This is a genomic window from Mycobacterium sp., from assembly GCF_032159565.1.
Lineage (GTDB): Bacteria > Actinomycetota > Actinomycetes > Mycobacteriales > Mycobacteriaceae > Mycobacterium.
In genome coordinates, this window is sequence record NZ_JAVHWR010000154.1 from 22,281 (window position 1) to 36,993 (window position 14,713).

Sequence of the window (14,713 nt, forward strand, 5' to 3'; positions counted from 1 at the left end):
CAATCGTGAGCGAGCCGGACTGGATTGATGTCGCCACGCCATCGGTGCAGTTACGCGCCCTGACCTGGGGGCGCCCGGATAGGCCGATTGCGTTGTGCCTGCACGGATTTCCCGACACCGCCTACGGTTGGCGAAAGATCGCACCGGCACTTGTCGACGCAGGCTGGCGCGTGGTGGCTCCGTTCATGCGGGGTTACGCACCGTCGTCGATTCCTGCGGACGGCAGCTATCACGTCGGCACGCTGATGAACGACGCGCTGCAGGTGCTGGATGCGGTCGGCCCGACCGGACGCGATGTGGTCGTCGGCCACGACTGGGGCGCGGCGACGGCCGCCGGGTTGGCCGCGATGCCGGACAGCCCGTTCGCCGCGTCGGTGATCATGTCGGTGCCGCCGTTCACGGCGTATCAACCGTGGGGTCGAGCGCCCGATCAACTCAGGCTGGTGGCGCAGATTCCCCGGCAGCTGCTACGCAGCTGGTACATCATGTACTTCCAGTTGCCCTGGCTTCCTGAGCTTTCCGCGTCCCGCGTGGTGCCGATGTTGTGGCGGCAATGGTCGCCCGGTTATGACCAGGCCGACGACGACGTCGCTCTTGTCGAGGATGCGATCGGCGCACCGGAGAACTGGCTCGCCGCGATAAGCATGTACCGGCAGAACTTTCGCGGCACCGAGCCGCCTGCCGAGTACGCGGACCTGCACCCGCTGTTCATGAAGCCGCCTTTGATGCCCTTTCTGTATCTGCACGGCGACGACGACGGCTGCATGGCACCGGATTACATCGCCTGGGTCGAGCGGATACTTCCGTCCGGAGGTGACGCCTCTGTGATCGAGGGTGCGGGTCATTTCCTCCAACTCGAGCAGCCGGATGTGGTGGCGCGACACATCGTCGGCTTCATCGGGCAAGCCTGACGGGAAACAGATGACGGTGCGCCGGCTGGCGGCGGTCGATGCGCAGACCTACTTGTTGTCGGCGAAGATTCCCAACGACCCGCTCCTGCTGTACGGGTTCGCCGGAGTCCCAGCCAATCTCGAGCAGGCAATCGAAGTCGTTCGCTGCCGGGCCAATGACTGCGCGGAGCTTCGGCTGCGGGTTCGCGACGGCAACGTCTTCACCTATCCGGAGTGGGTGAGCGGCGACGTGGATGCCGACCGGTTCACGGTGCATGAACTCGACGACAACAGCTGGGTGGGGTGCCTGGCGGCGGTCGCCAAACTGGCCGACGACCATCTCGATCCGCGGGTGGTGCCATGGCGGCTACATTTCTTCACCCCGGTGGAAGGCATACCCGTCGCCCGGGGCGCTGGGACTGTGGCCGTCCTGCAGATCTCGCACGCGTGCGCCGACGGGGCCAGGTCATCGGCGATGGCGGCGCGTCTGTTCGGGCGCGCGGGCGACATCGCGCCGGTGGCGACGCCGCGACTGCGCGGTGTCAAACTGCCGTGGCGCACCTTGGTCGCTGCACGGACGCACCGACAGCTGGTCCGCGACACCGAAGCGGCTCTGGTGCCCGCGCAGGCGAGGTCGCGTCCACCGCTGCGGACTAATGCCCCACCGGCCGGAAAGCGAAGCGTGCGTACCCTGATACGGCGACGGAACCAACTGCCCGGTCCGACCGTGACGATCGGTGTGCTGTGCGCGGTGTCCACGGCGTTGTCCGTTCATCTGCGCGAACTGGGCGACGACCCGTCGACTCTGGGCGCCGAGGTGCCGATGGCGAAAACCAGCGCACGTGAGGCGCATAACCACTTCGGCAATGTCGGCGTCGGCCTTTACCCGGAGCTGGGTCTCAACGAGCGCGCGACGCGGATCGCCGACGACATCGCTGACCGCCGTCGGCGGGCCCAGCATCCGGCGATGCGTGCTGCCAGCCGGGCGTTCGCGGTCACGCCCGCACCGCTGCTGCGTTTGGGCGTCGAGCAGTTCGACCCGGCCGTGCGGTCGTCGACGGTGATCGGCAACACGGTCGTCTCCAGCGTCAACCGGGGACCTACCGACCTGAGCTTCGGAGAAGTGCCCGTGGTCGTCACCGCCGGCTACCCCGCGCTGTCGCCGATGATGGGCCTCACCCACGGCGTGCACGGCATCGGGGACACCGTCGCCGTCAGCGTGTATGCCGCCGAGTCTGCAATCGGTGACATCGACGAATACGTCGCCCGACTCGACGCCGCACTGTCAGGATGAGTGCCGTGTCCGATCCGCCCGGTTGACGGCGACGACGTCCTTAAGGGCGGCCATCGACGGTGGGCGAATTTAGTCCGCGTAACGAAGGGACTCGATCCCGACGTCCAGGGCGGCCTCGAGGTAACTGAGGTCCCCCGTCGCCAGCAACACGCCGACACCGCCCTGGATCCCGGCGAGCAGCGCGGCGGCCATCCGCTCGGCGTCGAGCCCGCCGGCGACTTTGCCCTGTCCCTGCATATGCCGCACGCCGTCGGCGATCTCGGTGTGCCACTTGTGCATCAGCTCCGACGTCACTGCCTGCGCACCTGGGGTGGTTCGGCCGATCTCTGACATCAAGACCGCCAGCGGGCAGTGCTGCCCCTGCCGCCGGTAGCGATTCACCACGGCGTCACGCCACCGCTGCCACGCCGCCCATGACGTCAACTCGCCGAGATATGGCTGCTGGTCGTCGAGGACCATCTGCGCCTCGTACTCGGCGACGGCCAGCAGCAGTTTCTCCTTGCCGCCCGGGAAGTAGTGAAACAGTTGGCTCTTGGATGTACGGGTACGCGCCAGGACGTCGTCCAGGGTGGCGTTCTGCACACCGCTCGCTCGGATTTCGGCCGCCGCGCCTTCGATGATGCGTTGTCGAGTGGCCTGGCCCTTCGCCGTCAGATTGTGGACTTGCGGGTCCATTTTTGCCGGCGCACCATATGGACTCATGAGTCCAAACATTACCCGGCTCGCGGGCCGAACAGCACTCGTCACCGGATCCACCGGCGGCCTCGGGGTGGCCATCGCCTCCGCCCTCGCTGCCGAAGGAGCCTTCGTCGTCGTCAGTGGTCGTGACAAGGAACGCGGGGACGATGTGGTTGCCGGCATCCGATCACGCGGCGACAGAGCCGAATTCGTTGCCGCCGATATCGGCGCCGGGGATGCAGAGGTGAGGCGTCTCGCCGAGCAGGCCACCGCAGTGGCAGGCGGACGCATCGACATTCTGGTCAACAACGCCGCCATGTTGCTGATGCCGACGCCGACCGGCGACATCTCCGAGAAGACGCTGCGTGATGCCTTCGGGGTCAACGTCTTTGCACCGTTCCTGTTGGCCGGCCTCATCGCGCCCGACATGGCGCGCCGCGGTCACGGCGCGATCGTGAACATCGGCTCGATCACCGGACTCCGCGGAAGCGACGGTTCGGCGATCTATGAGGCCAACAAGGCGGCGATCCATTCGTTTACCCGCTCCTGGGCGGCCGAGTACGGACCGTCCGGTGTCCGGGTCAACGCCGTGGCCCCCGGGCCGATATCGACCGAACGTCAACAAGAGTTCGCCGATCATGTGGCGCCGGCGCTGGCGCGCATTCCGTCGCGCCGGATGAGCACTCCGGAAGAGGTCGCATCTGCGGTCCTATTCCTGGCCAGCGACGACGCAACCAACATTCACGGCGCCATTCTCAGCGTCGACGGAGGGTGGTCCGCGGTCTAGCGTCGGATCCGACGCGACAAAGGGCTGCCATCGGGCTAGAACACGTTCTAGTCTGTGTGGCCATGGGATTCCTGAAGCCCGACCTGCCCGTCGTCGACTTCGCCGAGTGGAGCAAGGGCACGCGCTCCGAGAAGATCCGGCCGATGGCCGAACACTGGGCCGAGGTCGGCTTCGGCACGCCCGTGGTCATGCATCTGTTCTACGTCTTCAAGATCCTGCTCTACATCCTCGGCGGGTGGCTGTTCGCGCTGGCGACTCAAGGCGTCGACGGCTTTACCAACGTGGGGCAGTGGTGGACCGAGCCGATCGTCTTCGAGAAGGTCGTGCTCTACACCATGTTGTTCGAGGTGATCGGGCTCGGGTGCGGGTTCGGACCGCTGAACAACCGTTTCTTTCCGCCGCTGGGGTCGATCCTCTACTGGTTGCGACCCAGCACGATTCGATTGCCACCGTGGCCGGATCGGGTGCCCCTGACGAAGGGCACCGCGCGGACGCCCGTGGATGCGGCGCTGTACGGAGCGCTGCTGGTGGTGTTGCTCATCGCGCTGTTCTCTGATGGCACGGGTCCGATTCCCGCACTCGGCACGACCGTCGGTGTGCTGCCGCCCTGGCAGATCTGGACCATCCTCGGTCTGCTGGCGGTGCTCGGCCTGCGGGACAAGGTGATCTTCCTGGCCGCGCGCGGGGAGGTGTACGGCTCGTTCACCGTCGCCTTTCTTTTGGCCGGCTACGGAGTCGACCTGATCATCGCCGCCAAGCTGGTATGCGTCGCGATCTGGATGGGTGCCGCGACGTCGAAGCTCAACAAGCACTTCCCGTTCGTGATCTCGACGATGATGTCCAACAATCCGCTGGTCCGAACGAAGTGGCTGAAGCGCAAGTTCTTCGAGAAATTTCCCGACGATCTGCGGCCGGGCCGGGTCTCGCGGTACATCGCCCATTTCAGCACCGCGATCGAGATGCTGGTGCCGTTGGTGCTGCTGTTCTCCCACGGCGGCTGGCCGACGGCGATCGCCGCTTTTGTCATGGTCTGCTTCCACTTCGGCATCCTGTCGGCTATCCCGATGGGGGTGCCGTTGGAGTGGAACGTCTTCATGATGTTTTCGGTGATCGCGTTATTCGTCGGTCACGCCGAAGTGGGCCTGACCGACATGACCACGCCGCTTCCCGTGTTGCTGTTCGCCGTTCTCGCCACCGTCGTGGTGCTCGGCAATTTTTTCCCGCGCAAGATCTCGTTCCTGCCCGGCATGCGGTATTACGCAGGCAACTGGGACACCACGTGGTGGTGCATCAAGCCGTCGGCCAACGAAAAGATCGAGCGTGGTTTGGTTTCGATCGCCAGCATGCCCGCCTCCCAGCTCGCGAAGTTCTACGGCAGCGAGGAGCAGGCGCTGATCTTCCTGTACAAGGGATATGCCTTCCGCGGGTTCAACTCTCACGGTAAAGCCCTGCTGACCCTCGTGCATCACGCGTTGGCGGGGCGCAATCAGGACGATTATCTGATCACCGAGGGAGAGCGGCTGTGCAGCACCGCTGTCGGCTGGAACTTCGGCGACGGCCACATGCACAACGAGCAACTGATCACAGCGATGCAGGAGCGTTGCCACTTCGAGCCGGACGAGGTGCGCGTCATCCTGCTCGATGCGCAACCGTTCCACCGGCAACGCCAGGAATATCGCCTGGTCGATGCCGCGACAGGGGAATTCGAGCGGGGTTATGTGAACGTCGCCGACATGGTGACGGGTCAGCCGTGGTCCGACGACATTCCCGTGAACGTCACCTGGTCGGCCGGTGGTCAAATCAAAGCGCCGCAGACCTGACTCCTTGGATTCAGCCTCCGAGCAGTTGGTTCATCTGGTCGATCTCGGCCTGCTGCGTGGTGACAATATTCTGGGCAATGCTCTTGGCGTCCACGTTGGCGCCGTTGGCTATTTCCGTCTTCGCCATCTCGATGGCCCCCTGGTGATGCCCGATCATCGACTGCAGCCACAGCTGGTCGAACTCAGCGCCCTCCAAGGAAGTGAGTCGGGCCATTGTGGCCTCGTCGACCATGCCATGCATTCCGCTCTGGCCGCCCTTCCCGCTACCGGTGTTCAGGTCCGGGTTCTCATCCCACTGCACCAGCAGGACCTTGAAGGTCTGGATCTCGGGCGTCTGTGCGGCCGATATGTCAGAGGCCAGCTTCTGCACGTCGCCGTCGGCCGAGCGGTCTGGGACGAGAGCTGACATGTCAACGGCCTGTTGGTGATGCGGAATCATGTCTGACGCGAACGCGATATCGGCGGCGTTGTGGTCGGCGGGCTTCCCGGTGATCACGGGCCGCTGGTCCTGCGTGGTGCCGGCGTCGCCGGCCGGTGCCGACTTCGCGCAGGCGGACAGGAACAAGACGGTTACCAAACAGGTCAGCAGCGCCGCCGCCCGGGTCAGGGTGGTTGTCATGACGTCACCGTACCGAGCACGGTCCTGGCCGAGACCACGCTGGTGCGCCCTGTGACCTACCAACCAGTAGGTTGACCTAGTAAACCTTGTTCCTCTACGTTCGATAATGGACCTCTGTGGGAGAACCCACCAAATTTTCGAAGGAGAAGTGTCATGGCTGAAGCCGTCATCGTCGAGGCAGTGCGGTCACCCGTCGGCAAGCGCAATGGTGGACTGTCGGGGGTGCACCCGGCGGAGCTTTCGGCTCAGGTCCTCAACGGTCTCGCCGAGCGCACCGGCATCGATCCCGGCATCGTCGACGACGTCATCTGGGGCTGTGTCATGCAGGCGGGCGAGCAGGCGCTCGACATCGGCCGCACCGCGCTGCTGACCGCGGGCTGGCCGGAGAGCGTGGCCGGTGTGACCATCGACCGCCAGTGCGGTTCGAGCCAGCAGTCGATCCACTTCGCCGCAGCCGGTGTGGTGGCAGGGCACTACGACGCCGTGGTCGCCGGCGGCGTCGAGTCGATGTCGCGCACGCCGATGGGCGCATCGCTGGCCGGCGGCGGCAACCCGTACCCGCAGGGTTTCAAGGACCGGTACAAGACGACGCCGAACCAGGGCATCGGCGCCGAGATGATCGCCGAGCAGTGGGGCTTCGATCGCACGGCGGTCGACGAGTTCTCCCTCGGTTCTCACGAGAAGGCCGCCGCGGCACAGGATTCCGGCGCGTTCGATGATCAGATCGTGGCGATCAAGGACCAGGACGGCAATCCGGTGCTCAAGGACGAGGGCATCCGTCGCGGCACCACCATCGAGAAAATGGCCACGCTCAAGCCTGCGTTCAAGGAGGACGGCGTCATCCATGCCGGGAACTCCTCGCAGATCTCCGACGGCTCGGCCGCGCTACTGTTCATGTCGGCGGAGAAGGCGAAGTCGTTGGGGCTCAAGCCTCTTGCCAGGGTGCACACGGCCACCCTCGCGGGCGCCGATCCGGTGATCATGCTGACGGCTCCGATTCCCGCCACGCAGAAGGCGCTGAAGAAGTCCGGCCTGAGGCTCGAGGAGATCGGCGTATTCGAGGTCAACGAGGCCTTCGCGCCGGTGCCGCTGGCGTGGCTGAAGGATATCGGCGCCGACGAGAAGAAGCTCAACCCGAACGGCGGTGCGATCGCACTCGGCCACCCGCTCGGCGGATCGGGCGCCCGCATCATGACGACCATGCTGTACCACATGCGGGACAAGGGAATTCAGTACGGTCTGCAGACCATGTGCGAGGGCGGCGGCCAGGCCAACGCCACCATCATCGAACTGTTGTGACGGAAACCGTGGCTCCCGCCGCTCTCACCGAGCGGCGGGGCAACGTCCTCGTCATCACGCTGAACCGGCCCGAGGCCCGCAACGCCGTCAACAGCGCGCTGAGCACCGCGGTCGGTGACGCGCTGCAGGAAGCGCAGGACGACGCCGAGGTGCGCGCTGTGGTCATCACCGGCGCGGGTAAATCCTTCTGCGCCGGAGCCGATCTCAAGGCCATATCGCGACGCGAGAACCTGTTCCACCCCGAACATGGCGAGTGGGGTTTTGCGGGCTACGTCCACCACTACATCGACAAGCCGACCATCGCGGCGGTCAACGGCACGGCGCTGGGCGGCGGCTCCGAACTGGCCCTCGCCAGCGATCTGGTGGTGGCCGAGGAACGTGCGAAGTTCGGGCTGCCCGAGGTCAAGCGCGGACTCATCGCCGCGGCCGGTGGCGTTTTCCGCATCGTCGACCACTTGCCGCGCAAGGTTGCGATGGAGCTGATCCTCACCGGTGAACCGATGAGTTCGGCGGACGCGCTCAAGTGGGGCCTGATCAATCAAGTCGTGCCCGACGGCACCGCGGTCGACGCCGCGCTGGCGCTGGCCGAACGGATCACCGTCAACGCGCCGCTGGCCGTCTGGGCGAGCAAGCGGGTGGCGATGGGCGTCGACGACGGCGTCATCGCCGGAGACGAACCCGGCTGGTCCAGGACCATGCGCGAAATCGGGACACTGATCCGATCCGAGGACGCCAAGGAAGGGCCCTTGGCGTTCGCCGAGAAGCGCCAGCCCGTCTGGAAAGCGAAGTAACGCGCCAGCCGCTATCCGGCGGGCGCCTCTGCCCCGGGCACGACCTCGGCATTCGGCAGGGGTGACGTGGTCGTGGTCGTCGTGGACGACGAGCCACTCACGGTAGGGGTCAGCGGCTCGGGCGGATTCGCGGGATCCAGCACCGTGTCGATGATGTAGATGCGGGCGTTTTCGGCCTGGATGCCACCGCAGATCACCTTCGTGGTGCCGTTGACCTTGATGTCACCGTTCTTGCCCTCGACCTTGATGTCGGCGCCCTGCTGGGTGGGACGCTGCCCGTGCACGTCTTCGGGGCCCAGCAGGCCGAGGAACACGTGGTAGTAGTCCAGCTTGGTGAGCGCGGCCGGATCGGCCTTCAAGGCGTCGAGCTGGCCGGGTTCCAGGGCGGCGAACGCGTCGTTGGTCGGCGCGAACACCACATAGGGGCCGTTGTCCAGCACCGAGGTGATGTTGACCGCCGGATTGAGCCCACCCGACACCGCCGAGTTGAAGGTGCTGATGTCGGGGATGCTGGCCAGCGCCTTGCTGACCGGCACGTCGTTCAGCCCCTTCCAATTGGGCACGGCCGCCTTGAACGGATCGCAGTTGCCCTGCAGGTCGGGGATCTCCACCGCAGGGGTCGGCGTCGGCGTCGGGTCGGCGTACGCGTTGATCGACAGCGGTACCGATGCCACGATCGCGGCCGTTGCCGCCGCTGCGCCCATTGCGTTGCGGGTGCGAGTCTTCACTTCGGCTCCTCAGCTCGTCAGTTGCTAGGCATGTTAGGGGCAGTGATGAGCCAATGCCAAAGTCAAGATCAGCGTGATCTCATGCCGTAGGCGCGCTGACCTGCGCTTTGCGAACATTCGCACAGAGTGCTGCTGCAACGATGCAGAGACCTGCGGCGAGGTGGAAGGCGAGGTCGTAATCGCCCTGCAGGTCACGCAATCTGCCTGCGCCCGCCGCCGCGATCGCCGCGCCGAGTTGGTGCGACGCGAAGACCCAGCCGAAGACCACCGGCGTACTCATGCCGAAGTAATTGCGGCACAGCACGATCGTCGGCGGGACGGTCGCCACCCAGTCCAGCCCGTAGAAGATGACGAACACCCACGTGCTGAATTCGGCATGCGGTGAGAGCAGCGACGGCAGCAGCAGCAGTGAAACGCCGCGGCCCGTGTAGTAGACGACAAGCAGCAGTCGCGGATCCACCCGGTCGGTGAGCCAACCGGAGAACACCGTGCCCGCGACGTCCAGGATGCCGATCGTCGCCAACAGGCCGGCCGCGACAGTCGTCGGCATGCCGTGGTCGTTGGCTGCCGGGATGAAGTGCGTGCCGATCAGCCCGTTGGTCGTCATACCGCAGATCGCGAAGCTGGCGGCCAGCAGCCAGAACGCGGGCACCCTGGCGCCCAGCAGCAGTCCGTCGAACGCGGCGCGGAAGCTCGAGGCGGGTACCGCGGAGGGCGAAGCGGCTACGGTCGCCCCGTAAGCCGTTAGCCCCCTGTCCTGCGGGTGATTTCGCATGAACACCGCAACAAGCGGCACCACCGCGACGGCCGCCGCGGCGACGATCAACGAAGCCCAGCGCCAGCCGTGCCGGGTGGTGACCTCGGCGACGATCGGCAAGAAGATCAACTGGCCCGTCGCGCTGGCTGCGGTGAGCACTCCGGTGATCAGGCCGCGTCTCGCTTCGAACCAGCGCGTCGCCACCGTCGCCACGAAGCCCATCGAGATCGACCCGGTCCCGACGCCGACCAGCACGCCCCACCACAGAACGAGCTGCCAGCTGGTCGTCATGAACACGCTCAGTGCCGACCCGGCCGCGATGAGCATCAGCGCCGCCGAGAGCACCGGGCGCACACCGAACCGGTCCATCAGTGCGGCCGCGAAGGGGGCCGTCAGGCCGAACAGCGTCATGTTGACCGACATGGCCAGCCCGACCACGCCGTGCGACCAGCCGAACTCGTGGTGCAGTGGAGTCATCATCACGCCGGGAACCGAGCGGAAACCCGCGGCTCCGAGGATGGCGATGAAGCTGACGACGGCCACCACCCACGCCCAGTGGATCCGGGTGGTGGGCACGTGTTTGTCGGCGGCGGCGAGCGTCACCAGAGCACTGTGTCGCAACGGCGCGGTGCGCGCATAGTGGCAAGAATGACAACACACGTCAAAAACATGCCAAAATGTCATTCATGCATCGTGTCGTCGTCCTGCTCCTTCCGCCCGTGGTGGGTTTCGATGCCGCGATCGCGCCGACGCTGTTCTCCAGCGCGACCGGCGCCGATGGCAACCCCCTATACGAGGTGGTCACCTGCGGGCTGACCGTCGGCCCGGTCGCGGCGACGTCGGGCTTCGACGTGCTGCCCAGATCCGGAGCGGAGGCGTTGGCCACGGCCGACACCGTGGTGATCCCCGGCACGCGGTATCCGTCTGCCCGCGTCGAGGGCGTGCTGCCCGCGGAGGTGACGGCCGCGCTGGCGCTGATCCGGCCCGGCACCCGTCTGGTGTCGATCTGCACCGGCGCCTTCATTCTCGCGGCGGCCGGGTTGCTCGACGGGCGGCAGGCGACCACGCACTGGAAGTTCGCCGACGCGTTGCGCAGGTTGCATCCTCAGGTGCTCGTCGACGAGAACGTGTTGTTCGTCGATGACGGCGACGTCCTGACGTCGGCGGGTCTGGCGGCCGGAATCGACTTGTGCCTGCACATCATTCGGCGGGACCACGGCGTACAGGTGGCCAATGCCGTCGCCAGATATTGCGTGGTGCCGCCGTGGCGTGAGGGCGGGCAGGCGCAATTCATCGATCGGCAGGTACCGACGCCGGATCACTACTCCACGGCGCCGACGCGCGACTGGGCGCTGGGTCACCTGGACGAGGAGCTGACGGTGCAGCGGCTGGCCCGGCACGCGAAGATGAGCGCCCGCACATTCAACCGTCGCTTCCGCGAGGAGACCGGCGAGTCGCCGGGTGCTTGGATTCGCGGCAGACGCGTGGACCGGGCACGTGAACTCCTCGAATCGCGGGATATGCCGATCGACGAGGTCGCCCGGCTGTCGGGCCTTGGCACCGGCGGCAATCTGCGACATCACCTACGCCGAGGCTTGGGCATGTCCCCGTCGCGCTACCGCAAGGTCTATCAGGGCGCCTGACGGGTCATTGATCGGGCCGCCGCTGCGCCGAGATCGACGAAATGGCGGCGCGCTCTCGAACTTTCTCGCCCAAACGTGAGTTTGGGCGACACTGGTCGGTGCGACGATGTGCCTATGGCCGAGCCGCTGATCATCCCCATCCGCGGTCGTGCGCCCGAGCTGCACGCCGAGAGCTGGGTCGCGCCCAACGCGTGCCTGATCGGGCAGGTGAATCTCGCCGCCAGGGCCAGCGTCTGGTACGGCGCGACGCTGCGGGCCGAGGCCGAACCCATCGAGATCGGCTTCGGCACCAACATCCAGGACGGCGTCACCATCCACGTCGACTCGGAGTTCCCCGTCAAGGTGGGCGCGGGTGTCAGCGTCGGCCACAACGCCGTGTTGCACGGCTGCGAGGTCGAGGACGACGCATTGATCGGCATGGGCGCGGTCATCCTGAACGGCGCGCGTATCGGCGAGGGATCGTTGATCGCCGCGGGGGCGCTGGTGCCGCAGGGCGTCGTCATTCCGCCGCGGTCACTGGTGACCGGTGTTCCCGGGGCCGTGCGGCGCGAACTCAGCGATGCCGAGATCGCAAACAACCGCCACAACGCGCAGGTGTACCAGCGGCTCATCGACCTGCACCGCGCCGCGCTGGACTAAGGCTCCGATTCCGCGCAACCAAGTACGGGTAAGACCCTACGGTGAAATCAATGCGAATCCTGGTGACCGGGGCGACCGGCTATGTCGGATCCCGGCTCGTCACCGAGTTGCTGTCCCAGGGCCATGACGTCGTCGCCACCTCACGCAAGGTCGATCGGCTGGGCGACTTCGGCTGGCACGACGACGTCACGGCGGTCGCGATGGATGCGCATGACCCGGCGTCGGCCAGCGCGGCCTTCGCCGAGGTGGGACGGATCGACGTCGTCTATTACCTGGTGCACGGCATCGGCCAGCCCGACTTCCGGGAAGCCGACAACGCGGCCGCGACCAACGTCGCCGAGGCCGCCAAAAAGGCCGGCGTGCGCCGCATCGTCTACCTCGGCGGCTTCGTGCCCGAGGAGGGCGAGTTGTCCGAGCATCTGACCAGCCGGGCGGAGGTCGCGCACGCGCTCAGCATCGAGGGCGGCCCGGAGGTGGTCTGGCTGGGCGCGGCGATGATCATCGGGGCGGGGTCGACGTCGTTCGAAATGTTGCGCTACGTCGGGGATCGCTTCGTGGTGATCCCGCTGCCGGTGTGGATGGAAAATCCGATGGACCCGATCTCCATCCACGACGTCCTCTTTTACCTGGTCGCCGCGGCCGACGGCGACCAGGTGCCTGCAGGTGCCTACGACATCTCCGGACCCGAATCGACCACCTACCGCGACCTGTTGGCCGCATATGGCCGCGCGACGGGCAAGTGGCGGGTTAGTGTGCCGATTCGTGGCGTGGATACCAGCGTGGTGTCAATGTTGACCGCGATGGTGTTGCCGGTGCCGGGCGGGCTCGCCGCCGATCTCGTTGAGTCGCTTGACCATCCGATGAGAGCCTCCGACGGCCTGCGTGAACTGGTGGCCGACCCGCCGGGCGGTTTGGTCGGGATCGACGACGCGATCAAGCGGTCGTTGTCGAACGGGCGCGCTCGGCCGGTCAATGAACTCACCGACCCGCATCACCTCGCCGACACCGATCCTGTGTGGGCCGGCGGCGACATGCATCGCATTCAGCAAGTCGCCAATGCGGTCACGCCGCCGATCGCCAGACCCGTTCTGGGACTTCTCAACGCCGTACCAGGACCCGTCGCCGCAGCGTTGCGGACCGGGCTAGACACTCTGATCCACCTCACACCGAAGGCGCCGGAATGACAGAACCGATCACCACCGAACCAGCGGCCACGCGTCCTCCTTTTCTGCAGGAGGTCAAGGACAACCTCACCAGGGTCGCCGTTCCCTACCACGAGCCGCCCGCAGTGGTGCTGCGACGGCGCGTCATCGTCGCCGTGGTGGTGGTAGTCGGCGCTGCACTGCTCGGCTATTCGCTTGCTCGCAATCCTGGCGACGACTCGTTCTACGGGCTCACCTTGGCGCTGGCCGGGGTATGGGTGCTCGGCGCATTCCTTGCGCGTCCGCTGCATCTCGGCCACGTGCGGTTCTTCGGTCGCAACCAACGACCCGTTATCAGCGGCACGGTGATCGGCCTCGCGCTCGGTGGCGTCTTCATCCTGGGCGGTTTCATCGCCCGCGAAGTGCCGGCGCTGCGGGATTACGCTGCCGACGTACTGGCGTTCGCCACCCAGGGCAGCCTGCCGCTGGTCGTCTTCATCACCGTCATAAACGGGCTCGCAGAAGAGCTGTTCTTCCGCGGTGCGCTCTACTCGGCGCTTGAAAAGCACCATCCGGCAATCATTTCCACAGTCGTCTACGTCATCGTCATCGGTGTGTCCACGCTGAACCCGATGCTGACCTTCGCCGCACTCGTCTTGGGCGCGGTGTGCGCGTTCGAGCGCCGGGCCACCGGCGGAGTACTCGCGCCGATCCTGACCCACATGGTGTGGGGGCTGATCATGGTGCTCGTACTCCCGCCGGTCTTCGGCGTCTAGCGCAAAGGATTGGCCACTTCGTCGGCACGCATGCCCGCCGCCCGCATGGCGACGGCTGCAAACGCGACGGGCGCCAGACCGGCCACCAGGAAGATCGTCTCCATCGAGACGACCTTGGACAGCGGGCCGACGATCGCGAACGACACCGGCATGAACGCCAGCGAGACGAAGAAATCCAGGCTCGACACCCGGCCGAGCATCTCCGTGGGAACCCGCCGCTGCAGCAACGTGCCCCAAATGACCATGCCCGCACCGTCGGTGACACCGATGACGAATGTCGCGACGGCCATCATCGGGAACGACGACGTGACGCCGACGATCACCAACGGAATGGAGCCGAGGCTCCACATCGCCATCATCACCGACAGGTAGCGACGGGGTAGCCGCCTCGACGACACCGCGAGCGCACCCAGCGCACCGCCCATCCCGAAGAACGCCAGGATGAAGCCGTACGTCTTGGCGCCGTCGGCGAAGCGGTCCTTGGCGATGAACGGCAGCAGCACCTCGATGGGGCCGAGCACCACCAGCACGAACATGCTCGCGAAGAGCAGCGTCCACAGCAGCCACGGGGTGTGCAGCATGAAGACGAAGCCGTCGCGCAGGTCGCGCAACATCTGCGGCCGCTCGGAATCGGGTTCGTCGACAGGCGTTTTCATCGCGGGTCTGGTGGCCACCAGCAGCAGCAGACCGACGGCGAACAGCCCGGCCACGGCGACCGAGCCCAGTGCCGGGGCCGTCGCACCCACCAGCACACCCGCGACGGCAGGGCCGACGGCGCGCTGGAAGACCGGCCGGACCACACCTTCGACGCCGTTGGCGGCGAGCAGTTGCTCGGCGGGCAGGATCCTGG

15 protein-coding genes are annotated in these 14,713 nt (G+C 66.2%); 10 read left to right on the plus strand and 5 right to left on the minus strand.

Features of this window, described 5'->3' with window-relative positions; all coding sequences use genetic code 11:
* Positions 1-5: 5 nt before the first annotated feature.
* Together QOC76_RS20960 and QOC76_RS20965 are read left to right on the plus strand one after the other, a co-directional pair.
* Positions 6-911, plus strand: coding sequence for an alpha/beta fold hydrolase (locus QOC76_RS20960; RefSeq protein WP_526359955.1), 906 nt, complete (start codon positions 6-8; stop codon positions 909-911).
* A gap of 10 nt (positions 912-921) precedes the next feature.
* Positions 922-2,184 (plus strand): WS/DGAT domain-containing protein, encoded by a 1,263-nt coding sequence (locus QOC76_RS20965; RefSeq protein WP_526359957.1) that lies wholly within the window; start codon positions 922-924, stop codon positions 2,182-2,184.
* A 69-nt stretch (positions 2,185-2,253) separates the two neighbouring features.
* On the opposite strand, the gene QOC76_RS20970 is transcribed toward QOC76_RS20965, so the two are convergent.
* A complete protein-coding gene (locus QOC76_RS20970; RefSeq protein ID WP_526359959.1) occupies positions 2,254-2,859 on the minus strand; it encodes a TetR/AcrR family transcriptional regulator in 606 nt (201 codons plus the stop codon).
* A 25-nt stretch (positions 2,860-2,884) separates the two neighbouring features.
* Between QOC76_RS20970 and QOC76_RS20975 the strand changes: the two genes are divergently transcribed.
* Together QOC76_RS20975 and QOC76_RS20980 are read left to right on the plus strand one after the other, a co-directional pair.
* Complete coding sequence (locus QOC76_RS20975) at positions 2,885-3,649, plus strand: SDR family NAD(P)-dependent oxidoreductase (RefSeq protein WP_526359961.1); 765 nt, start codon at positions 2,885-2,887, stop codon at positions 3,647-3,649.
* Positions 3,650-3,711: 62 nt separating this feature from the next.
* Positions 3,712-5,469 (plus strand): DUF3556 domain-containing protein, encoded by a 1,758-nt coding sequence (locus tag QOC76_RS20980; protein ID WP_526359963.1) that lies wholly within the window; start codon positions 3,712-3,714, stop codon positions 5,467-5,469.
* Positions 5,470-5,479: 10 nt separating this feature from the next.
* On the opposite strand, the gene QOC76_RS20985 is transcribed toward QOC76_RS20980, so the two are convergent.
* Complete coding sequence (locus QOC76_RS20985; RefSeq protein ID WP_526359965.1) at positions 5,480-6,088, minus strand: DUF305 domain-containing protein; 609 nt, start codon at positions 6,086-6,088, stop codon at positions 5,480-5,482.
* Between the two features lie 153 nt (positions 6,089-6,241).
* Here QOC76_RS20985 and QOC76_RS20990 point away from each other — a divergent pair, with 153 nt between their 5' ends.
* Positions 6,242-7,387, plus strand: coding sequence for a thiolase family protein (locus QOC76_RS20990; RefSeq protein ID WP_526359967.1), 1,146 nt, complete (start codon positions 6,242-6,244; stop codon positions 7,385-7,387).
* Positions 7,384-8,178: an enoyl-CoA hydratase/isomerase family protein gene (locus tag QOC76_RS20995; RefSeq protein ID WP_526359969.1), complete on the plus strand. Its 795-nt coding sequence runs from the start codon at positions 7,384-7,386 to the stop codon at positions 8,176-8,178. Before QOC76_RS20990 ends, QOC76_RS20995 begins: the two co-directional genes overlap by 4 nt.
* Positions 8,179-8,189: 11 nt before the next feature.
* Here QOC76_RS20995 and QOC76_RS21000 read toward each other — a convergent pair whose 3' ends face one another.
* Positions 8,190-8,906 (minus strand): fasciclin domain-containing protein, encoded by a 717-nt coding sequence (locus tag QOC76_RS21000; RefSeq protein ID WP_526359971.1) that lies wholly within the window; start codon positions 8,904-8,906, stop codon positions 8,190-8,192.
* A 79-nt stretch (positions 8,907-8,985) separates the two neighbouring features.
* Complete coding sequence (locus tag QOC76_RS21005) at positions 8,986-10,266, minus strand: MFS transporter (RefSeq protein WP_526359973.1); 1,281 nt, start codon at positions 10,264-10,266, stop codon at positions 8,986-8,988.
* 83 nt (positions 10,267-10,349) lie between these two features.
* Between QOC76_RS21005 and QOC76_RS21010 the strand changes: the two genes are divergently transcribed.
* From QOC76_RS21010 to QOC76_RS21025, 4 genes are all read left to right on the plus strand, one after another.
* Entirely contained in the window at positions 10,350-11,306 is a 957-nt protein-coding gene (locus QOC76_RS21010; RefSeq protein ID WP_526359987.1) for a GlxA family transcriptional regulator, read from the plus strand.
* A gap of 114 nt (positions 11,307-11,420) precedes the next feature.
* Positions 11,421-11,945, plus strand: coding sequence for a gamma carbonic anhydrase family protein (locus tag QOC76_RS21015; protein ID WP_526359975.1), 525 nt, complete (start codon positions 11,421-11,423; stop codon positions 11,943-11,945).
* Positions 11,946-11,986: 41 nt separating this feature from the next.
* Entirely contained in the window at positions 11,987-13,129 is a 1,143-nt protein-coding gene (locus QOC76_RS21020) for an NAD(P)H-binding protein (protein ID WP_526359977.1), read from the plus strand.
* Positions 13,126-13,863, plus strand: coding sequence for a CPBP family intramembrane glutamic endopeptidase (locus QOC76_RS21025; RefSeq protein WP_526359979.1), 738 nt, complete (start codon positions 13,126-13,128; stop codon positions 13,861-13,863). The genes QOC76_RS21020 and QOC76_RS21025 overlap by 4 nt, the downstream gene beginning before the upstream one ends.
* Here the strand turns inward: QOC76_RS21025 and QOC76_RS21030 are convergent.
* A partial coding sequence (locus QOC76_RS21030; protein WP_526359981.1) for an MFS transporter occupies positions 13,860-14,713 on the minus strand: 854 nt, incomplete at its 5' end. The two genes, QOC76_RS21025 and QOC76_RS21030, sit on opposite strands and share 4 nt — an antisense overlap.